At 68.4% G+C, this 19,919-nt stretch carries 17 protein-coding genes; 4 read left to right on the top strand and 13 right to left on the bottom strand.

What is annotated here, in order from left to right; genetic code table 11:
* Positions 1–102 precede the first annotated feature (102 nt).
* The 4 genes from GNX95_RS22860 to ilvD all read right to left on the bottom strand — a co-directional run bounded on the left by GNX95_RS22860 (position 103) and on the right by ilvD (position 4,222).
* A complete protein-coding gene (locus tag GNX95_RS22860; protein WP_163509428.1) occupies positions 103–1,482 on the bottom strand; it encodes an aspartate aminotransferase family protein in 1,380 nt (459 codons plus the stop codon).
* A complete protein-coding gene (locus tag GNX95_RS22855; protein ID WP_163509427.1) occupies positions 1,479–1,949 on the bottom strand; it encodes an Lrp/AsnC family transcriptional regulator in 471 nt (156 codons plus the stop codon). Before GNX95_RS22855 ends, GNX95_RS22860 begins: the two co-directional genes overlap by 4 nt.
* 100 nt (positions 1,950–2,049) lie before the next feature.
* Positions 2,050–2,478, bottom strand: a complete 429-nt coding sequence (locus GNX95_RS22850; RefSeq protein WP_163509426.1) for a hypothetical protein — start codon at positions 2,476–2,478, stop codon at positions 2,050–2,052.
* Between the two features lie 55 nt (positions 2,479–2,533).
* Positions 2,534–4,222, bottom strand: a complete 1,689-nt coding sequence (gene ilvD / locus GNX95_RS22845) for a dihydroxy-acid dehydratase (RefSeq protein WP_163509425.1) — start codon at positions 4,220–4,222, stop codon at positions 2,534–2,536.
* 125 nt (positions 4,223–4,347) lie between these two features.
* Here ilvD and GNX95_RS22840 point away from each other — a divergent pair, with 125 nt between their 5' ends.
* The 3 genes from GNX95_RS22840 to GNX95_RS22830 all read left to right on the top strand — a co-directional run bounded on the left by GNX95_RS22840 (position 4,348) and on the right by GNX95_RS22830 (position 7,442).
* A complete protein-coding gene (locus GNX95_RS22840; protein WP_163509424.1) occupies positions 4,348–4,743 on the top strand; it encodes a PH domain-containing protein in 396 nt (131 codons plus the stop codon).
* 98 nt (positions 4,744–4,841) lie between these two features.
* Entirely contained in the window at positions 4,842–6,233 is a 1,392-nt protein-coding gene (locus GNX95_RS22835; protein ID WP_163509423.1) for a PI-PLC domain-containing protein, read from the top strand.
* Positions 6,234–6,290: 57 nt separating this feature from the next.
* Positions 6,291–7,442 (top strand): PQQ-dependent sugar dehydrogenase, encoded by a 1,152-nt coding sequence (locus tag GNX95_RS22830; RefSeq protein ID WP_163509422.1) that lies wholly within the window; start codon positions 6,291–6,293, stop codon positions 7,440–7,442.
* A gap of 156 nt (positions 7,443–7,598) precedes the next feature.
* Here the strand turns inward: GNX95_RS22830 and GNX95_RS22825 are convergent, their stop codons facing one another.
* From GNX95_RS22825 to gatC, 5 genes are all read right to left on the bottom strand, one after another.
* Positions 7,599–9,212, bottom strand: a complete 1,614-nt coding sequence (locus GNX95_RS22825; RefSeq protein WP_163509421.1) for an exonuclease domain-containing protein — start codon at positions 9,210–9,212, stop codon at positions 7,599–7,601.
* A gap of 63 nt (positions 9,213–9,275) precedes the next feature.
* On the bottom strand, positions 9,276–9,689 hold the full coding sequence (locus tag GNX95_RS22820; RefSeq protein ID WP_163509420.1) for a hypothetical protein: 414 nt from the start codon (positions 9,687–9,689) through the stop codon (positions 9,276–9,278).
* Positions 9,686–11,182 (bottom strand): Asp-tRNA(Asn)/Glu-tRNA(Gln) amidotransferase subunit GatB, encoded by a 1,497-nt coding sequence (gatB, locus tag GNX95_RS22815; RefSeq protein WP_163509419.1) that lies wholly within the window; start codon positions 11,180–11,182, stop codon positions 9,686–9,688. The genes GNX95_RS22820 and gatB overlap by 4 nt, the downstream gene beginning before the upstream one ends.
* Positions 11,182–12,687 (bottom strand): Asp-tRNA(Asn)/Glu-tRNA(Gln) amidotransferase subunit GatA, encoded by a 1,506-nt coding sequence (gene gatA, locus GNX95_RS22810; RefSeq protein WP_163509418.1) that lies wholly within the window; start codon positions 12,685–12,687, stop codon positions 11,182–11,184. The genes gatB and gatA overlap by 1 nt, the downstream gene beginning before the upstream one ends.
* 93 nt (positions 12,688–12,780) lie before the next feature.
* Complete coding sequence (gene gatC, locus GNX95_RS22805) at positions 12,781–13,077, bottom strand: Asp-tRNA(Asn)/Glu-tRNA(Gln) amidotransferase subunit GatC (protein WP_163509417.1); 297 nt, start codon at positions 13,075–13,077, stop codon at positions 12,781–12,783.
* 136 nt (positions 13,078–13,213) lie between these two features.
* On the opposite strand from gatC, the gene GNX95_RS22800 reads away from it, so the two are divergent.
* Positions 13,214–13,918 carry a dienelactone hydrolase family protein gene (locus GNX95_RS22800; RefSeq protein WP_163509416.1) on the top strand — a complete coding sequence of 235 codons (705 nt, stop codon included), beginning with the start codon at positions 13,214–13,216 and terminating at the stop codon, positions 13,916–13,918.
* Position 13,919: 1 nt separating this feature from the next.
* On the opposite strand, the gene GNX95_RS22795 is transcribed toward GNX95_RS22800, so the two are convergent.
* From GNX95_RS22795 to GNX95_RS22780, 4 genes are all read right to left on the bottom strand, one after another.
* Positions 13,920–15,995, bottom strand: a complete 2,076-nt coding sequence (locus GNX95_RS22795) for a putative bifunctional diguanylate cyclase/phosphodiesterase (RefSeq protein WP_163509415.1) — start codon at positions 15,993–15,995, stop codon at positions 13,920–13,922.
* 83 nt (positions 15,996–16,078) lie between these two features.
* Positions 16,079–18,193, bottom strand: coding sequence for an NAD-dependent DNA ligase LigA (gene ligA, locus GNX95_RS22790; RefSeq protein WP_163510172.1), 2,115 nt, complete (start codon positions 18,191–18,193; stop codon positions 16,079–16,081).
* A gap of 373 nt (positions 18,194–18,566) precedes the next feature.
* Complete coding sequence (locus tag GNX95_RS22785; protein WP_163509414.1) at positions 18,567–19,556, bottom strand: uroporphyrinogen decarboxylase/cobalamine-independent methonine synthase family protein; 990 nt, start codon at positions 19,554–19,556, stop codon at positions 18,567–18,569.
* Positions 19,553–19,909, bottom strand: coding sequence for a hypothetical protein (locus GNX95_RS22780; protein ID WP_163509413.1), 357 nt, complete (start codon positions 19,907–19,909; stop codon positions 19,553–19,555). Before GNX95_RS22780 ends, GNX95_RS22785 begins: the two co-directional genes overlap by 4 nt.
* Positions 19,910–19,919 lie beyond the last annotated feature (10 nt).

Raw genomic sequence — 19,919 nt, 5'->3', positions numbered from 1 at the left:
CTGTCCCCAGCGCTCGAACATGTCCAGCAGGTTCATGGCAACCTCCGTACGTTGTCTCAGGTTGCTGAGAAGACGTACGGAGGCGGCCGAAATCGACACCGCCTACAGCCGAGACCAGGCTTCGGTGAGTACGGTGCGCAGCGTCGCCTCGATCTCGTCGAAGTGCGACTGGTCGCAGGCCAGCGGCGGCGCGAGCTGGATGACCGGGTCACCGCGGTCGTCGGCGCGGCAGTGGATGCCGTGCTCGTACAACGCGGTGGAAAGATAACCGCGGAGCAGCCGCTCGGCCTCCTCGTCGTTGAAGGTCTCCTTGCTGGCCTTGTCCTTCACCAGCTCGATCGCGTAGAAATACCCGTCGCCGCGTACGTCGCCGACGATCGGCAGGTCGGACAGTTTCTCCAGGGTGGCACGGAAAGCTGCCTCGTTGCGGCGCACGTTTCCGTTGAGGTCTTCCTTTTCGAAATAGTCCAGGTTGGCCAGTGCGACCGCCGACGACACCGGATGACCGCCGAAAGTGATGCCGTGCGCGAAAGAGTTGCTGCCGGACAGGAACGGCTCGACTATCCGGTCGCTGGCGATCAGCGCACCGAGCGGCGCATAGCCGGAGGTCAGGCCCTTGGCGCAGGTGATCATGTCGGGCACGTAGCCATAGCGGTTGGCGGCGAAATAGTCACCGATCCGGCCGAAGGCGCAGATGACCTCGTCGGAGATCAGCAGCACGTTGTTCTCGTCGCAGATCTGGCGTACGCGCTCGAAATAGCCGGGCGGCGGCGGAAACGAACCGCCGGAGTTCTGCACTGGCTCCAAAATCACCGCGGCGACCGTCTCCGGACCCTCGATCTCGATGGTCTGCGCGATCGCGTCAGCGGCCCAACGGCCAAACTCCGCATAATTGTCGGCATGCTCGGTGGCGCGGTAGAAATTCGTGTTCGGCACCTTCACCGCGCCAGGCACCAGCGGCTCGAAAGGCGTACGGATGGCCGGGATTCCGGTGATCGACAGCGCGCCCATGGTGGTGCCGTGATAGGCGATGTTGCGGCTCAGGATCTTGTATTTGTTGGGATTGCCGGTGGCCTTGTGATATTGCCGGGCCAGCTTCCACGCGCTCTCGACGGCCTCGGATCCGCCGCTGGTGAAGAAAAACCGGTTGAGATCGCCCGGCGTCAGCGTGGACAGCCGCTCGGCCAGCTCGATCGCGGCCGGATGGGCGTACGACCAGACCGGGAAATAGCCGAGCGTGGCGGCCTGCCGCGAGGCGGCGTCGGCGATCTCGGTGCGGCCGTGGCCGGCGTTGACCACGTAAAGACCGGAAAGCCCGTCCAGGTAACGCTTTCCGGCGGCGTCCCAGACATAGGGACCCTCGCCTTTCACGATCACCGGCACCGGCGACTGCTCGTACGAGGACAGCCTGGTGAAATGCATCCAGAGGTGGTCACGTGCGGACTGGGACAGCTGCTGCGCGGTGCTGATCTGTTGGGTCATCTGGTTCCCCACGAGTAGGTCTGCTTGGCGAGCCGGAGATAGACGAAGGTCTCGGTGGAGGTCACTCCGTCGATGGCCCGGATGGTCTCGTTCAGCAGCCGGAGCAGGTGTTCGTCGTCGGACACCACGACCTCGACGATGAGATCGAACGAGCCGGCCGTGACGACCACGTAGTCGATCTCGTCGACGGCGACGAGCTTCTCGACCACCTTCTCCACGTCACCGCTGACCTTCAGGCCGACCATCGCCTGACGGTGATAGCCGACCGTGAGCGGGTCGGTCACCGCCACGATCTGCATGACCTCGGCGTCCAGCAGCCGCTGCACGCGCTGGCGTACGGCCGCCTCGGACAGGCCGACGGCCTTGCCGATGGCCGCGTACGACTTGCGGCCGTCGGCCTGCAGCTCACCGATGATGGCGCGTGACGTCTCGTCAAGCGACGGCTCTCGACCACCCGTTCCCGGCATGGGGCCATTCTGGGTCGACCACCGGTGGGATGTCAACGTCAAACCCACCGATTCCGTCGATCGACGGGCCTCGTTCTACGGAAAGAGTGGAATCGATGGCTCAGTCATGTGGGAATCGATCGTCGTCAGATTCCCAGGCGCGGTCGATGGTGGGCCGGCTCAGGCCGAGGTACTCACGTACGTCCGCGCGCGACAGGTGCGCCAGCACGACGATGCCGAGGCCGACGCCGACCAGCGCCTGCACCGCGCCAGTGAACACGTTGACCAGGCCGGACAGCACCGCGAACGCCTCGACGACGACCGCCAGCGTCCACGGCCACTTGCGGCCCGGCGAGACGATCGTCGCGGCGACGACCACCAGCAGCACGGCCGCGACCAGGCTCAGCAGGATCACGCCGACGACCCAGCCGGGGGCGTCCGGCGTGGCGCTGAGCACGGCGAACAGCAGCAGCGCTCCGATGATGCCGAGGATCCCCTGGATGTAGAGGATCACCCGGACAGTACGCAGTGACTTCGGCGCCTCATCCATAGCCGGGTACGCTACCCAGCCCCCTTCGGGACCCGTCCCGAAAAGTTCGCATGGCCTACTCGCAGACGGCGCCTTGCGCGGCCGACCCGACCAGCTTCGCGTACTTCCCCAGCACACCGGTGCTGAACTGCGGCGGCTCCGGCTTCCAGTTCGCACGCCGGCGCTCCAGCTCGGCGTCGTCGACCAGCAGGTCGAGCGTACGGGCGGACAGGTCCAGCCGGATCCGGTCGCCCTCCTCGACCAACGCGATCGGACCGCCGACGGTCGCCTCCGGCGCCACGTGGCCGACGCACGGACCGGTCGTGCCGCCGGAGAACCGGCCGTCGGTCAGCAGCAGCACGTCCTTGCCGAGCCCGGCACCCTTGATCGCACCGGTCACCGCCAGCATCTCGCGCATGCCGGGACCACCCTTGGGGCCTTCGTAGCGGATGACGATGACGTCACCCTTGTTGAGCGTCCCCTGCGTGACCGCGTCCATCGCGCCCTGCTCACGCTCGAAGACGCGTGCGGTGCCTTCGAAGACGTCGTACGGCAAGCCGGCGCTCTTCACGACCGCGCCGTCCGGCGCCAGCGAGCCGCGCAGGATCGTCAGGCCGCCGGTCGGGTGCAGCGGCTCGGACATCGCGCGGATGATCGTGCCATCCGGGTCGGGCGGGTCGATGTCGGCCAGGTTCTCCGCGAGCGTACGCCCCGTCACCGTCATCGCGTCGCCGTGCAGCAGCCCCGCGTCGAGCAGCGCCCGCATGACGACCGGAACGCCGCCGATCCGGTCCACGTCGCTCATCACGTAACGGCCAAATGGCTTCACGTCGGCCAGATGCGGCGTCTTGTCGCCGATCCGGTTGAAGTCGTCGATGGTCAGGTCGACACCCGCCTCGCGCGCGATCGCGAGCAGGTGCAGCACCGCGTTGGTCGAGCCGCCGAGCGCCATCACCACGGTGATCGCGTTGTCGAAGGCCTCCTTTGTGAGGATCTGCCGCGCGGTCAGCCGCTGGCGCAGCATCTGTACGACCGCCTCGCCGGACGCGCGCGCGTACCCGTCCCGGCGCCGGTCGACGGCCGGCGGAGCGGCCGAGCCGGGCAGCGCCATGCCGAGGGCCTCGGCCGCGCTGGCCATCGTGTTGGCCGTGTACATGCCGGCGCAGGCACCTTCGACCGGGCACATCACGCGCTCGATCGCGTCGACCTCCTCGCGCGTGATCAGTCCACGCGCGCACGCGCCGACCGCCTCGAAGGCGTCGATGATCGTCACGTCCTTGTCGCCGACCCGGCCTGGCAGCGTGCTGCCGGCGTAGAGGAAGACCGCGGCCAGGTCGAGCCGCGCGGCGGCCATCAACATGCCGGGCAGCGACTTGTCACAGCCGGCCAGCAGGACCGACCCGTCCAGCCGCTCGGCCTGCATGACGGTCTCCACGCTGTCCGCGATGATCTCCCGCGAGACCAGCGAGAAGTGCATGCCGACGTGGCCCATCGAGATGCCGTCGGAGACCGAGATGGTGCCAAACTCCAGCGGATAGCCGCCGGCGGCGTGTACGCCCTCCTTGGCCGACTGCGCCAGCCGCTGCAGGCTCAGATTGCACGGGGTGATCTCGTTCCAGCTGCTGGCGATGCCGATCTGCGGCTTTTGGAAGTCCTCGTCCCCCATCCCGACCGCGCGCAGCATGCCGCGAGCGGCCGACCGCTCGAGACCGTCGGTGACCTCGGCGCTGCGCGGTTTCGGAGCGTACTTCGATTCGGTGCTCATTCCTCGTCCTTCGAGCGTTCGTACGTTGTCGGTCGCGGAGCACCGGGGTCGGCACCGAGAGATCGACGTGACAAGGCGGTAGACCCACACTACGGCGGCCGTCGGGGTCTGCGAGCATCTGGGTTGTGGCACGCAACCCCGATGTCGTCAAGTTTCGCCAGCCGGTCGCCGTACCGATCGCCTGCCTCATCCTGCTGGTCGGCAGCGCGGCGGTCGCCGGGCAGACCTGGTGGACCGCGCCGCTGATGCTCATCCCGCTGGCGCTGTTCGTGTACGCGCTGCGCACCGGCGTCGACGTGTCCCCCGACTGGATCCGCGTACGGTCCGCGGTCACCAACCGGTCGCTGCCGTGGTCGCAGGTCGCCGGTTTCGACGCCGAGGGCCGGCGGGTCGCCGCCAAGCTCACCGACGGCAACGTCGTCCGGCTGCCGGCCGTGCAACCCGGCGACCTCGCCCGCCTGCTGCGTGCCGGCAGGCAGGACGTCGCCGAGAACGACGACGGGAACGCGACCACGAGCTGAACGGTTTTCCTTTTCCGGCCGAATTTTCGCGAATACCGCCGACATGTCGCGCGTACGTGGGAGGGTGTCGGCGGGCAGGCCTGACGTGAGGGGACCCGATGGCTCGGTCGCTGGTACGTACGTCTGTTGTCGCGATCATCGCGTGCGCCGTCGGACTCTCCCCCGGGCCGGTTGCCGCCGACGTACCCTTCACGCAGGCGGTTTTCGCGGCGACACACAACAGTTACTCGGGCGGCGAGCGCGGATCGATCACTAGCCAACTGGACCACGGCGTACGGTTCATCGAGTTCGATGTGCATGACAACGACTACGCGACCAACCACGACTACGGCATCGGCCACAACTCACCTGGCGACGAGGTCGACCACAACGGCAACCCGGCCTCCAATCTGCTGCACGACTGGCTCGCCACGGTCGCGACCTGGTCGGCCGCACATCCGGCCGCCGCGCCGATCGTCGTCATGCTCGACCTCAAGGACGACCTGACCGACAACCCGTCGTACGCGGCCGGCAACCTCACCGCGCTCAATCACGAACTGGAGGCGGCTTTCGGAACCCGGCTGCTGCGGCCGGCCGACTACGCGGGCCAGTCGGTCGACGCGCTCCGCGGCAAGGTGCTGACTCTGCTCTCCGGCAACGGCTCGACGCGTACGGAATACCGGCGCGATGTCGGCTACAACCCCGCTGTAGCGCTCAACGGGCACGGCCAGGTCGTGGAGGTGCACGACTCCGGCGGCGGCGCGCTCTGGTACTGGACCGGCACGTACCAGGCCAACGGCACGATCAGCTGGCAGCGGCACGGAAAGTACGACTCCGGCGTCACGCCGGCGGTCGCGCTCAACGACGACGGCTGGCTGGTGGAGGTGCACAAGTCGCAGTCGTCCAGCACGATCTGGTACCACGTCGGCCATCTCGCCGCCGATGGCGAGATCAGCTGGTCGCCGAGCCACCAGTACGACAACGGCGTGCTGCCGACCGTCGCGTTCACCGGCTCCGGCCTGCGCGAGATCCACCAAAGCCAGTCGAACAGCCAAAACTGGCAGTGGCTCGGCACGCTCAACACGGCCGCTGGCACGGTCAGCTGGACCGGCAACGCCAAGACCTCCGACCCGCGCTTCGACAAGTCGACGTCCGTACGCGGCAGCGCGCGCGTCACCGTATCGACGAGTGCGGATGGTCCTATGCCGGCGCAGACACTGCACTGGACGACCGACCGCGCGTCTGGACGTATCCGCTATCAGCAGACCGCCTTCGACGAGTTCCAGGCCGGCGACAACGCGCAGCTCCAGGAAGACGCGTTGTTCTACGGATCGACGGCGTCGAACAAGTCGTTCATCGTCGCCGCGCGCAACTCCGGTCACCTCGTACGCGGCTGGGACTTCGACTCGGCCGACCTCGCGACGCAGCCGCTGGCCAACTATCCGGCGACCAACTCACCGTCGGCCGACTGGTACCAGACAATGCTCAGCGAGGCCGGCGCCGTGCAGTAGCCCGTTCGGCAGGCTCGGTCGCTCGGATGGTCGCACGGGGTCGTTAGGCTTTGCCGTATGAGTGTGGCGAGCGCGATGCGGCGGACCGTTCTTGGAGCGGTGCTGCTGCTCGGCCTCGCCGGCTGTGCGTTCGGACCGCCGAGCGACACCTCGGGCGAGCCACCCAACCTGCCGACCCCGACGACCCAGCCGACGCCGAGCGACTCGCCGACCGCCGACGACGGCGGTCCCGGCGTACAGGTGCTGGCCAAAAACCTCGCGGTGCCGTGGGGGATGGCGTTCCTGCCAGACCGAAACGCGCTGGTCACCGAGCGGGACAGCCACCGCATCCTGAAGGTGGCCCCAAACGGCGCGGTCACACCGGTGCAGACGGTCAACGGCGTCACCAACCGCGGCGAAGGCGGACTGCTGGGGATCGCCGTGTCGCCGAAGTACGCGAGCGACAAGACGGTCTTCGTCTACTACACGACCGCGACCGACAACCGGATCGCCAAGCTGGTGCTCGGCGGCCAGCCGCAGCCGATCGTCACCGGCATCCCGGCGGCCAACTTCCACGACGGCGGCCGGCTGGCGATCGGACCCGACGGCTTTCTCTACGCCGGCACCGGCGACGCCGGCGTCACATCCAACGCGCAGAACAAGGCGAGCCTCGGCGGCAAGATCCTGCGGATGACACTGGACGGCAAGCCGGCGCCGGGCAACCCGTTTCCCAACTCGCTGGTCTATTCCTACGGTCACCGCAACGTCGAAGGCCTGGCCTGGGACGACAAGAAGCGGCTCTATGCCACCGAGTTCGGGCAGGACCGGTTCGATGAGCTCAACCTGATCCAGCCGGGGAAGAATTACGGCTGGCCAGCGGTCGAGGGGGTCGGCAGCGATCCGCGCTACGTGAACCCGCTGGTCACCTGGCCGACCACCGAGGCCTCGCCGGCCGGTCTGGCGGTCGCCGGCAACAGCGCGGTGCTCGGCGGCCTGGCCGGCAAGCGGCTGTGGATCGTCACGCTCGACGCCAACACCGGCGGCGTCACCGGCAAGCCTTCTGATGCTCTGAAAGACCAGTTTGGCCGGCTGCGTACGGTCATGGTCGCGCCGGACGGGTCGCTGTGGGTCACCACGTCCAACAAGGACGGCCGCGGCACTCCGGCCGCCGACGACGACAAGATCCTGCGCGTCGTGCCGCCAGGGGGCGGCGGCGTCAGCCAGCTCTGACCGACGACGCAATCGGAATCCGATTGCGTCGTCTGGTGCCGGCTGACCTGAGGTTTTGTCGGCCAAGGTGACAATCGGACCAGCGACCTGGCGTCCGATTGCGGCTTTCTTGACCAGTTTCCTGGGGAGACCGGTCAAGAAGGCGACAATCGGACCTCAGTCGGCGAGGTCCGCGGGCGAGCCGGTCACAACGAGGCGCCAGCGGGTGGCGCGGCGGTAGAGGTCGACGAGGGTCAGCGAGCGACAGCCTGGCGGCGCGTCGAGTGTGCTGGTGCACCAGTCGGCGTCGCCGGCGTCGCGGATGTGCACCTGCACCGGCCCCAGCTCAGCGCCGGCGGTGACACCGGCGACGACGCGTACGCGCGCGCACCAAACCGGCAGCGCGTCGACATCCAGCCGGACGGACCGCTCGTTTGGCGCGTCGATGACCGCGTCGAGCTCGTCGCCGATCTCGCCCGACTCGTCCAGCGCATACGCGACCAGGTCGAGATCGGCCGGGCTCTCCCAGACCCGCGACGCGCTCACCGTCCACTGTGGACCGTACGCGTCGACCGGCAGGTCGCTGTCGCCGCCGGCCGGCAACACCAGCGGATCGACATCGCCGCGCGGCCGCCGGTCGGCCAACAGCGCGTCGAAGTCCGCCGGCGGCACGATCGTGACGCCGAGCGCGCCGAGCCGCTCGAAGCGCGGATCGTGCTCGCCGCCGTCGAGCACCACCGCGTGGCTGATCCGCGGCGTCAGGTTGACCGCCGGCAGGCCGCCGGCCGCGGCGATCCGCGACCGGAAGCTCGCGGCCCGCTCGTACGGACCGCCGAGCACCAGGATCCGCCGCATCGCCAGCGCGCCGACCGGCGCCGGACGCGGCCGCACCTGCCGGTGAACCGGCGCCGTCTCGGCGGCCACACCGGGCCGTACGTCGTCAAGCAGTCGCACCAGCACCGACTCGTCGATCACCGGAATGCCGTGCGCGGCGGCTCGGCGCGACTTGACCGTGGTCGACAGCGGATCGTTGCAGACCAGGACGCTGCAGCGCCGGTTGACCCGGTCTTTCACGTCGAGGCCAGCGGCATGGCAACGCGCGTACAACTCGGCGCGGTTGGTCGCCGTCGGACCGGTGATCACCACCCGCATGCCTTGCACGAGCGGACCGCGCAGGATGCCAGGATTGGTCCACTCCCGGCCGTACACCGGCAGCGGCGGCTGCTGCCAGAGCCAGTCCGTCAGCGGCAGGAGGGGCAACGGTACGGCGGCTTTCAACGCCTCCAGCGTCGCGTTTTTCAACACCTGCGCGGCAACTCGGGCGTCGTCGAGCGCGTCGTGCGCGTGCTGCTGCGCGATCCCCCAGTGCTGCGCCAGCGTGCCGAGGCGGTGGTTGGGCAGACCCAGCTCGAGCCGGCGTACGAGCGCGAGAGTGCACAGCCGATGCGTGCTCGGCAGCGCGGTGCCAGCCAGCGCCGCCTCCGCGGCCAGGAACCCCCAGTCGAAATCGGCGTTGTGTGCCACGAAAACCCGACCACTCAGCCGCTCACGCAACTCGTCGGCGATCGCCTCGAACGTCGGCGCGCCGGCCAGCATCTGTGCGGTCAGGCCATGTACGTGCACCGGCCCCGGATCGCGGCCGGGATTGAGCAGCGTCGACCAGGTCTGCTCGATCCGGCCGTCCTCGTCGACGTGGACCACCGCGACCGACAGCACGCGATCGGTGCCAGGCGACAGGCCGGTCGTCTCGACATCCACCACGGCCCAGCGCAGCGGTCCCAACAGCGTCATCCAACCGTCCCGTCCTCAGGCGGAGCGTATCGACGACCTCACATTACGTCCGAGGTACGACAGTCAGCTCAGAGCCCTGATCAGCAGGAAGATGCCGACCAGGGCCAGCGGGAGCAGCAGCGCCGAGCCCAGGATCATGGCCGCGGCCGCCGCACCCGGCCGCCGGCCGAGCTGGCCGAAGCCCGCTCGACCGCGTGAATAGATCAGGTATGGCGCGGCATAATGCAGCCACAGCGGCTGGCCCGGCCGGGCGTCCACGTCCAGCTCGGCGCGGCCGACCTGGAAAAACCAGTACTGCGAGTAAAACCGCAGCCGGCGGCGTCCGCACGGCAGCTCGAGCTCGTTGCGTCCTGGCCGCAGCTGCACGATACGGCCAGGCGCGACCTCGACATACATCGCCGGCGGCCGGCCGTACGCGCCGGTGAAGATCGGGTCCGACGCGTCGACATACGCCGGCACGGCCGCTGGTCCGGTCACGAAGCGCCGAGTTTGTCCAGGATCAGCTCGCGTACGGTCTTGGCGTCGGCCTGTCCCTTCGTCGCTTTCATGACCGCGCCGACCAGAGCGCCAGCTGCCGCGACCTTGCCGCCACGGATTTTCTCGGCGACGTCAGGATTTGCCGCGATCGCCTCGTCGACGGCCGCGCCGAGCGCGCCGGTGTCGGAGACGATCGCCAGGCCGCGCGCCTGCGCGACCTCGGTCGGTGAGCCCTCGCCGGCCAACACGCCGTCCAGCGCCTGGCGAGCGAGTTTGTCGTTCAACCGGCCGGAATCCACCAGCGACTGCAGCTCGGCGATCTGCGCCGGGGTGACCCCCTGCGCGTCCAGCTCCTTGCCGTTTTCGTTGGCACGCCTGGCCAACTCGCCGAGCCACCACTTGCGCGCGGCGTCCGCGGTCGTGCCGGCGGCGACCGTCGCCTCGATCAGGTCGACCGCGCCGGCGCCGACCGCGGAATTCATGTCCTTGTCGGTGAAACCCCACTCCGACTGCAGCCGGCGACGCCGCTCACTCGGCCGCTCCGGCAGCGCGGCACGCAGCTTTTCCACCCATTCCGGTGAAGGCGCGACCGGTACGAGGTCTGGCTCGGGGAAATAGCGGTAGTCCTCGGCCTCCTCCTTGACCCGGCCGGAGGTGGTGGTGCCGTTGTCCTCGTGGAAATGCCGCGTCTCCTGCACGATCTTGCCGCCGCCGGCCAACAGCGCGGCCTGCCGGCGGATCTCGTACGTGACCGCTCGCTCGACGCTGCGCAGCGAGTTGACGTTTTTGGTCTCCGACCGCGTGCCGTAAGGCGCGTCCGGCGACGGCCGCAGCGACAGGTTGGCGTCGCAGCGCAGCTGGCCGCGCTCCATCCGCGCCTCGGAGACACCGAGGCCGCGGACGATCTCGCGGAGCTCGGCGACGACCGCGCGAGCCACCTGGGGCGTACGCGCGCCGATGCCTTCGACCGGCTTGGTGACGATCTCGATCAGCGGGATGCCGGCGCGGTTGTAGTCGACCAGCGAGTGCGACGCGCCGTGGATGCGGCCGGTCGCGCCGCCGACGTGCAGCGACTTGCCGGTGTCCTCCTCCATGTGCGCGCGCTCGATGCCGACCCGTACGGTCTCACCGTCGACCTCGACGTCGAGATAGCCGTCGTAGCAGATCGGCTCGTCATACTGCGAGGTCTGGAAGTTTTTCGGCATGTCCGGATAGAAGTAGTTCTTCCGCGCGAAGCGGCACCAGGACGCGATCGAGCAGTTGAGCGCGAGCCCGATCCGGATCGCCGACTCCACGCCGATCTCGTTGACCACCGGCAGCGCGCCGGGCAGCCCGAGGCAGGTCGGGCAGGTCTGCGTGTTGGGCTCGGCGCCGAACTCGGTCGAGCAGCCACAGAACATCTTGGTGGCCGTGCCGAGCTCGACGTGCACCTCCAGCCCGAAGACCGGGTCGAAGGTGGCGACCGCCTCGTCGTAACCCATCAGGTCGCTCATCAGCGCGCACCTTCCAGCTCCGGAGCGCGGTCCAGCAACGGACCACCCCACTGCTCGACCAGCGCCTTCTCCAGCGCGGCACCGACACGGTAGGACCGCTCGTCGGCCATCGCCGGCGCCATGATCTGCATGCCGACCGGCAGGTTGTCGGCGTCGACGCCGACCGGCACGCTGATCGCCGCGCCGCCGGACAGGTTGGACGGGATCGAGCAGATGTCGGACATGTACATCTGCATCGGGTCGTCCATCCGCTCGCCGATCCGGAACGCGGTGGTCGGCGTGGTTGGCGACACCAGCACGTCGACCTGCTCGAAGGCGGCCTCGAAGTCGCGGGTGATGAGCGTGCGGACCTTCTGCGCCTGGCCGTAGTAAGCGTCGTAGTAGCCGGACGACAGCGCGTACGTGCCGATCATGATCCGGCGCTTGACCTCCGGTCCGAAGCCGGCCTCGCGGGTGAGCGCGGTGACCTCCTCGGCCGATCTGGTGCCGTCGTCGCCGACCCGCAGGCCGTATCGCATCGCGTCGAAGCGCGCCAGGTTGGAGGAGCACTCGCTCGGGGCGATCAGGTAGTAAGCCGGCAGCGCGTGTACGAAGTGCGGACACGACACCTCGACGACCTCGGCGCCGAGCTTGGTCAGCAACGCCACCGCCTCGTCGACGCGCGCCGACACGTCGGGCTGGAAACCGTCGCCGGCGAACTCGCGTACGACACCGATGCGCATGCCGCTGACGTCGGCGTTTCTGGCCGCCTCCACCACCGGCGGCACCGGCGCGTCGATCGAGGTCGAGTCGAGCGGGTCGTGGCCGCCGATCACCTCGTGCAGCAGCGCCGCGTCCAGTACGTTGCGCGCGCACGGACCGGCCTGGTCGAGAGAGGAGGAGAAGGCGATCAGGCCATAGCGCGAGACGCCTCCGTATGTCGGTTTCATGCCGACCGTGCCGGTCACCGCGCCGGGCTGGCGGATCGAGCCGCCGGTGTCCGTACCGATGGCCAGCGGCGCCATCCGCGCGGCCACCGCCGCAGAGGAACCGCCGCCGGAGCCGCCGGGGATGCGGTCGAGGTCCCAGGGGTTGTGGGTCGGACCGTACGCGGAGTGCTCGGTGGACGACCCCATCGCGAACTCGTCCATGTTGGTCTTGCCGAGGATCACCACACCGGCCTCGCGCAGCTTGCCGACGACGGTCGCGTCGTACGGCGGCCGCCAGCCTTCCAGGATCTTGGAGCCGCAGGTGGTCGGGATGTCCTTCTGGACCATCACGTCCTTGAGCGCCAACGGCACGCCGGCCAGCGGACCGAGCTTTTCGCCGCTGGCGATCCGCGCGTCGACCTCGTCGGCCTGCTTGCGCGCGCCTTCGTGGTCGAGATGCAGGAAAGCGTGCACCCTGTCGTCGATCTTGGCGATCCGGTCGTAGTGCGCGTCCACCACCTCGCGGCTGCTCACCTCGCGGCTGGCGATCCTGGCGCCGAGCTCCGCCGCGGTCAGCGCGGTCACGTCAGAGTGCATTGCTCGCCTCCAGAACCGCTGCGCTCCTCGGTCGGCCGATCGCTGCCGCGCCGGCCTCACGGTCGATGCTGGCGAACCTGTCGCCTCGCGTCATCACTCTTCCCCCAGGATCTGCGGTACGCGGAACCGCTGCTGCTCGGCCGCCGGCGCACCAGCCAGCACAGCTTGGGCCGGCAGGCACGGACGCGGCTCGTCCGGCCGCATCACGTTGGTGAGCGGCAACGGGTGGGAGGTCGGCGGGATGTCGTCCGCGGCGACCTCGGAGATCTGCGCGATCGAGGACAGGATCACGTCGAGCTGGCCGGAATAGTGGTCGAGCTCGTCGTCGGTGAGCTCGATCCGGGCCAGTTTCGCCAGATGCTGGACCTCGGCTCGGGTGATGACGGACATGCTGGTGCGGGCTCGCTTTCGTCCGTAGAGCGGTGAACCATCCCAAGTTTACGGACAGTGCCCGGCCCGACTTCCACTGCATTACCGCTGAGCTCGGTGGCCATGCGGACCTGCGGCAGGGAGTAGTCTGCGCGGCGTGGATGTGACGATTCCGACGTCAAACGGGTCCATCGGCGGCTATCTGGCGGTGCCGCAGCCGGAGGTGTCCGGCGACGGGCCGTGGCCGGGCGTGGTGATCGTCTTCGACGCCTTCGGCATGAGCGACGACATCCGCGAGATCGCCGACCGGTTTGCCACCGCCGGCTATTTCGCGCTCGTCCCCAACCTCTACCACCGCGGCGGCTTCGTACGCTGCGTACAGGGCGTCTTCCGGCAGCTGTTCAACGCCGAGGGCCAGGCCTTCGACGACATCGAGGCGGCGCGTACGGAGTTGCTGTCGCATCCCAACTCCAACGGCAAGGTCGGCGTCGCCGGATTCTGCATGGGCGGCGGCTTCGCGCTGGTGACCGCCGCACGTGGGTTCGACGCGAGCGCGCCGTACTACGGGCCGATGCCGCTGGACGACAGCGTTTTCGACGACGCGTGCCCGATCGTGGCGAGCTTCGGCGGCCGCGACGCCGGACTACGCGGCGCGGCCGACAAGCTCGACCGGTTGCTGACCGAGCGCGACGTGCCGCACGACGTCAAGGAATATCCGAAAGCCGGCCACGGCTTCGCCAACCGGCTGCCGGTCGGACCGTTCGCGCCGCTGCTGCGGATCGCCGGCCTCGGCTATGACCACGAGGCCAATGCCGACGCGTGGAAACGCGTACTCGCCTTCTTCGCCACCCACCTGCGCTGAATCAGGTGCCGACGGCGTGCAACAACGGGAAACGGCCGCCGTCGCGCAGGAGCAGCACCACGTCCTCCGGCGGCATCGGCTCGGCGAAGTAGTTGCCCTGCGCGTCGTTGCAGCCGAGTGCGGCGAGCGCGCGCCAGGTCGGCTCATCCTCGACGCCTTCGGCGACCACGTCCAGTTCCAGCGCGTTGGCCAGGTCCACAATGGACCGTACGACCGCCGCGTCGTCGTCGTCGGTGATGAGCCGCGAGACAAATGACGAGTCGATTTTCACTTCGCTGACCGGCAAACGCCGCAGTCTGGTCAGGCTGCAATAGCCGATGCCGAAATGATCCAGGCTGATTCCGACGCCGAGATCCTCCAGCGCGCGCAATGCCGCCTGTACGTTCTCGCGGCCGGAAATCGTGCTCGCGTCGTCGATTTCCACCTTCAACCGGTCGGCCGGCAGCTGGTAATGCACCAGCCGCCGCGCCAAAAAGTCGGCCAGCTCCACCGACTGCAGGTCGCGAATGCTGATGTTCACCGCGACCTGCAGCTTCAGGCCGGCGTTTTCCCAGTCGCGCAGCTGCGCCAGGCTGTTGTCCAGCATCCACCGGGTCAGCTCGCCGATGAGGACGCCGCGCTCGGCCATCGGGATGAACTCGGTCGGCGCGATCCACCCCAGCCGCTGGTGTTTCCACCGTACGAGCGCCTCCACGCCGACCACCTGGCCGGACCCCAGCTCCACCTGTGGCTGGAAATGTACGGCCAGGCCGGCCGCCTCCGGTCCGTTTTGCAGCGCCTCGCGCAGCTCGGTGAGAATGGCGCCGCCGATTCCCTCGGTGCCGTCGTCGGAATAGACGACGCTGTCCAGTCCACGCGATTTCGCCGTGTACATCGCGGCGTCCGCGCGCTGGAAAACCGTGTCGACGTCTTCGCCGTGCGCGGGGAAGAAAGCGATGCCGATCGAGCCGCCGAGGTCGATGCGTACGGCCGCCTCGCCGTGCGGACTGAACGGCGCGGCCAGCGCGTCGGACACCCGCTCGGCGACCTCGGCCGCGGTCCACTGGTCCACCAGTCCCGGTAAAAGAACGGCAAACTCGTCGCCACCGAGTCGCGAGACGATGTCGTCGGAACGCACCGAACGCGTCAGCCGCGCGGCCACATCCTGCAACAGCTGGTCGCCGACGTGATGTCCCAATGTGTCGTTGACGCTCTTGAAATGGTCGAGATCGAGGAAAAGAACGCCGACCGACCGATTTGTCTCGCGCGCGTCGGCGAGCGCCTGCACGGCGCTGTCGTGCAGCAGTTTTCTGTTGGCCAGACCGGTCAACTCGTCGTGCAGCGCGAGCCGCTGGTGCCGGTTGCTGACCCTCGCGTTTTGTTGCACGGCGATCAACGCGACCAGTAACAACGGTAAATACCAGGAGCTTTGTTGCAGGGCGAGCACGACGATCGGCGCCAGCGCGAGCAACGCGCCTTCGCTGAAAAGGTGATAGCCGAACGCGTAGAAATAGTGACTGCGTACGGTGCCGCCGGTGTGCAGCTTGGCCATCACCGACACGACCAGGTTGTTGATCAGGAAGTACGCGACGGCCGCGAGCACGATCGCCGGCAACAGCCGCGGCTGCAGCGCCAGCGTGTGCGACGGATGGCGGTTCTGCGCCATTGTGGTCAACACCACATGCGCGGCGCCCCAGCTGATCGCGTACTGGCTGATGTTGAAGATCGTCCGATAGATCGCGCGGCGCTTCGGCAGGTCGGTGAGCATGACGCCGATCGCCTGGATGACGATCGCGGCGCCGAGGCCCCAGAAAATCAGTACGGCGAAGACAAAAGTCGTCGAGGCGACCAATCCGTTACCCTGTGCGGTCGGCCGGCGACCGTCCGTCGCCATGACCGCCACCGGCCACAGTTCGCCGATCACCACCATCGCCGCGATAACCCAGAAAGTCACCGGCAACTGGCCGAGCTCGCTGATGTCCTCGGCGGCACCGAACCGGATGACCGCCAGCGCGCCAATGGCGACCAGGGTGACGAACAGCCAAAACCGCCACTCACGCCAGGACGGCGTGAGATCACGCGGATCGGCAGTTGTCACCAAACCCCCATGCCCCAAAGTCAGGTCTTGCGCAGACGATAGCGTGCGAATGCACGTGCACGCGCGCCAGCGGCACAGGAGCGCTACTCCGCGGACGCCTCGGACGCGTTCACGGCGACTGCTCTGGCCGCTTCCGGACCGTCGGCCAGCAGCACTCCGAATCCCGCCTCGTCGAGAACCGCCACCCCCAATTGGATCGCTTTGTCATATTTGGAGCCCGGCTTTTCGCCGGCCACGACGAAATCGGTTTTCTTGGAAACAGAACCGCTTGCCTTGCCCCCGCGGCCCACAATGGCCGCTTTCGCGTCGTCGCGAGAATACTCCTCGAGCGAACCGGTCACTACGACCGTAAGTCCTGCCAGAGTACGCGGAACGTCCTGCGTTGGCTCGTCGACCATGCGTACGCCGGCCTCTCGCCATTTTCGTACGACCTCGCGGTGCCAGTCGACATTTGCCCAATCGAGCAAGGCACTGGCGATGGTCGGACCGACCCCTTCGGCCTCGGCGAGCCGCTCCGGCGTGGCCGCCAGGATCTCGTCGAGGTCGCCGAACTCGGTGGCCAACGCCTGCGACGCGGTCGGTCCGACGTGCCGGATCGACAGCGCGACCAGCACTCTCCACAGTGGACGATCTTTGGCCTCCCGCAGATTGTCCAGCAGTTTCCTGGCATTCGCGGTCAGCTCGCCGTCGGACTTGCGGGTGAAGAGGGCGACCTGGCGGAGCTTTTCCTCGTCCAGCGCGAAGAGATCTCCCTCGTCGGCCAGCACGCCGGAGTCGAGCAGCGCGACGGCCGCCTCGTATCCGAGCACCTCGATGTCGAATGCGTTGCGGGAGGCCAGGTGGAAAAGCCGCTCGCGCAGCTGCGCCGGACAATGCTGATTATTCGGACAGCGAATGTCCTTGTCGCCTTCGCGCTCCGGACGCAGCTTGGTGCCGCACTCCGGGCACAACGTCGGCATCGCGAACTCGCGCTCGCTGCCGTCGCGCAGGTCGACCACCGGTCCGACGATCTCCGGGATCACGTCACCGGCCTTGCGCAGCACAACTGTGTCGCCGATCAGTACGCCTTTGCGGCGCACCTCGTCGGCGTTGTGCAGGGTGGCCATCTCGACCGTCGAGCCGGCGACCACCACCGGCTCCATCACGCCGTACGGCGTCACCCGGCCGGTGCGCCCGACGTTCACCCGGATGTCGAGGAGCTTGGTGTTGACCTCCTCCGGCGGATATTTGTATGCGATGGCCCAGCGCGGCGCACGTGAGGTGGAGCCGAGCTGGCGCTGCAGACCGATCTCGTCGACCTTCACGACGACACCGTCGATCTCGTGCTCGACGTCGTGGCGGTGCTCGCCGTAGTACGCGATGAACTCCTGCACCTCTTCGAGCGTGTCCACCACGCGATAGCGCTCGGAGGTCGGCAGGCCCCAGGCCTTGAGCTTCTCGTATGTCTCGGACTGCCGCGCCGGGTTGAAGCCGCGACGCGCGCCGGTGCCGTGCACGAGCATCCGCAGCGGCCGGCTGGCGGTCACCTTCGGGTCCTTCTGCCGCAGCGAGCCGGCGGCCGAGTTGCGCGGGTTGGCGAACGGTGCCTTGCCTGCCTCGACCAGGCTGGCGTTGAGCTGCTCGAACCCCTCGACCGGCAGGAAGACCTCGCCGCGTACCTCCAGCAGCTCCGGCGGCGGACCGGCGTCGCTGTCGCGGCGCAGCTCGGTCGGCACCACGTCGATGGTGCGGATGTTGAGCGTCACGTCCTCGCCGGTGACGCCGTTGCCGCGGGTCAGCGCGCGGGTCAGCCGGCCGTCCTCGTAGAGCAGGTTGACCGCGAGGCCGTCGATCTTCAGCTCGCACAGGAAGTGCGCACCGGTGCCGATCTCCCGCTCGACCCGCTCGTTCCAGCTGGTCAGCTCGTCGGCGGAGAACGCGTTGTCGAGGCTGAGCATCCGCTCCAGGTGGTCGACCGCGGTGAACGCCGTCGAGAACGTGCCACCGACGCGCTGCGTGGGACTCTGCGGGCTGCGCAGCGCCGGATATCGCTCCTCCAGCGCCATCAGCTCGCGCAGCAGCTTGTCGTACTCGGCGTCGGAGACGGTCGGCGCGTCCTTCACGTAATACGCGAACTGGTGCGCGTCGATCTGCTCCGTCAGCTCGGCGACCCGGTGCCGCGCGTCGGTCGGGATGTCGCTCTCTGGCGTCTGGGCCAGCTGATCTTCTGCCACGGATGCATTCTGTACGACAGGTACGACGCGGACGACCGGACCACGGCAAACACCGCCTGTTTCGTCCCCCGGTTACCCGCTACGGCCCGAAACTGTCGTACCCCCCTGCCAATCTGGGCCCCCACCCAGATCGGGCGGGGGGTGGGTTCGCGTGGAAACTTACATACATAGAAGTTGATCTTGAAAATGTCCGAATGCTACTTCGCTGACCATCTACTGGCGAGTAGGGGTAAACAAGGTGACATTCGGGCGCCAAACCTATGTCCGATTGTCACCTCAGGAAATAAACCCGCAGGTCAGACCACCTCAGACGACGCAATCGGATTCCGATTCCGCGGACCCGACGACGGCGACGGGGTCAGCCGGAGGCAAGCTTGTGGGCGGCCTCGGTGCAGCGTCGCAGAGCCGCGCGCGCGTACGCCGACGTGGCACCGGCCAGGCCACAGGACGGCGACAGGGTCACGGCGGCCGGTACGCGTTCCGGCGCGAAGCCGAGGCCGGTGACCAGCGTCCGCAGCGGATCGGCCACCTCCTCCACCGACGGCACGTCGCCCCCACCGCCAGGCACAACGCCAGCGACCAACACGCCGCCAGCGTCGATGTGCTCGGCCAGGTCGTCATAGTCGGCCTGCGACACCAGCGACAGGTCCAACGACACCGCCGAAGCCCCAGCCGACCGGAACAACGCCAACGGCGCGTCCGCGGCGCAACAGTGCACGACCGTCAGCTCGCCGGCAGCCTCCAGCACCGTACGCAGGTCACGCTCCACGATCGCGGACTCGACGGCGGCGACGGTCCGATAGCCGCTGGCCGTACGCAGCGACCCCGCCAGCACCGCCGGCACCAGTGGCTCGTCGAGCTGCGTCACGAAGGTCGCGCCAGGCACGCGGCGGCGCAGCTCGGCGAGATGGTCGGAAAGACCCTCAGCCAGCGAGGCGACCAGGTCCGCGGTGGCGCCGTGGTCGGTGAGTAGGCGCTCGCCGTTGCGCAGCTCGATCTCGCCGGCCAGCGTCCACGGTCCGGCGACCTGGATCTTCAGCAGACCGGCATAGCCGTCGGCATAGTCGGTCAGCGCGTCCAGGTCGCGTTCCAGCAGGTCAGCCGTACGCCGAGCGGCGTGGCCGGCCTTCGACGCCATCCGCCAGCCGGAGACGGCCAGCTCGACCGGCAGGTCGACCAGGATGCCGGCGCCACGGCCGACCAGGTCGGCGCCGGCTCCGCGTGCCGGCAGCTCCGGCAGGTGCGGCAGGTCGGGCAGCTCGCCGAAGACGGTCGCGATCGCCTCGACGATGTCGTCACCGGGCATCGACCCCACGCCGGTCGCGGCACCGGCCGGCCACTCGGTCATGCGGGCAGCTCGCGCGCGGTCGCGTACGGATCGGTCACCTGCAGCACGAGCCGCTCGTAGTCGGCGCCGGCCAGCTCGACGGTGAGGACCTCCTCGGCGTCACGTACGCACCAAAACTGCCGGCCGCCGTCGGAGAGCCGGCGGAAGGTGCCGATGGTCATCACGCCCGGCACGTACGCGCCGCGGCTGCGCAGAGCCGGCCGGTCCGCGACCAGCGACTCCGTGCGGCGTACCAGCACCTCACCGACCGTCTCGACCGGCACGGCGATCCGCCGGCGCAGGCCGTAGAACGCGTCCCAGCCGGCGAGCGCGACCACCAACTGGTCGGCATGCCTGAACACCGCAACCGTCACACGCTCATCC

The sequence above is a fragment of the Fodinicola acaciae genome (genome assembly GCF_010993745.1).
Taxonomy (GTDB): domain Bacteria; phylum Actinomycetota; class Actinomycetes; order Mycobacteriales; family HKI-0501; genus Fodinicola; species Fodinicola acaciae.
Note: the sequence above shows the minus strand (reverse complement) of the source record. Positions and strands in the feature narration are given on the sequence as shown.

What these genes read in the sequence shown, in the direction of transcription:
- GNX95_RS22860 (WP_163509428.1), bottom strand. Translation starts at nt 1,482, where the DNA reads ATGACCCAACAGATCAGCACCGCGCAGCAGCTGTCCCAGTCCGCACGT.
- GNX95_RS22855 (WP_163509427.1), bottom strand. Translation starts at nt 1,949, where the DNA reads ATGCCGGGAACGGGTGGTCGAGAGCCGTCGCTTGACGAGACGTCACGC.
- GNX95_RS22850 (WP_163509426.1), bottom strand. Translation starts at nt 2,478, where the DNA reads ATGGATGAGGCGCCGAAGTCACTGCGTACTGTCCGGGTGATCCTCTAC.
- ilvD (WP_163509425.1), bottom strand. Translation starts at nt 4,222, where the DNA reads ATGAGCACCGAATCGAAGTACGCTCCGAAACCGCGCAGCGCCGAGGTC.
- GNX95_RS22835 (WP_163509423.1), top strand. Translation starts at nt 4,842, where the DNA reads ATGGCTCGGTCGCTGGTACGTACGTCTGTTGTCGCGATCATCGCGTGC.
- GNX95_RS22830 (WP_163509422.1), top strand. Translation starts at nt 6,291, where the DNA reads ATGAGTGTGGCGAGCGCGATGCGGCGGACCGTTCTTGGAGCGGTGCTG.
- GNX95_RS22825 (WP_163509421.1), bottom strand. Translation starts at nt 9,212, where the DNA reads ATGACGCTGTTGGGACCGCTGCGCTGGGCCGTGGTGGATGTCGAGACG.
- gatB (WP_163509419.1), bottom strand. Translation starts at nt 11,182, where the DNA reads ATGAGCGACCTGATGGGTTACGACGAGGCGGTCGCCACCTTCGACCCG.
- gatA (WP_163509418.1), bottom strand. Translation starts at nt 12,687, where the DNA reads ATGCACTCTGACGTGACCGCGCTGACCGCGGCGGAGCTCGGCGCCAGG.
- gatC (WP_163509417.1), bottom strand. Translation starts at nt 13,077, where the DNA reads ATGTCCGTCATCACCCGAGCCGAGGTCCAGCATCTGGCGAAACTGGCC.
- GNX95_RS22785 (WP_163509414.1), bottom strand. Translation starts at nt 19,556, where the DNA reads ATGACCGAGTGGCCGGCCGGTGCCGCGACCGGCGTGGGGTCGATGCCC.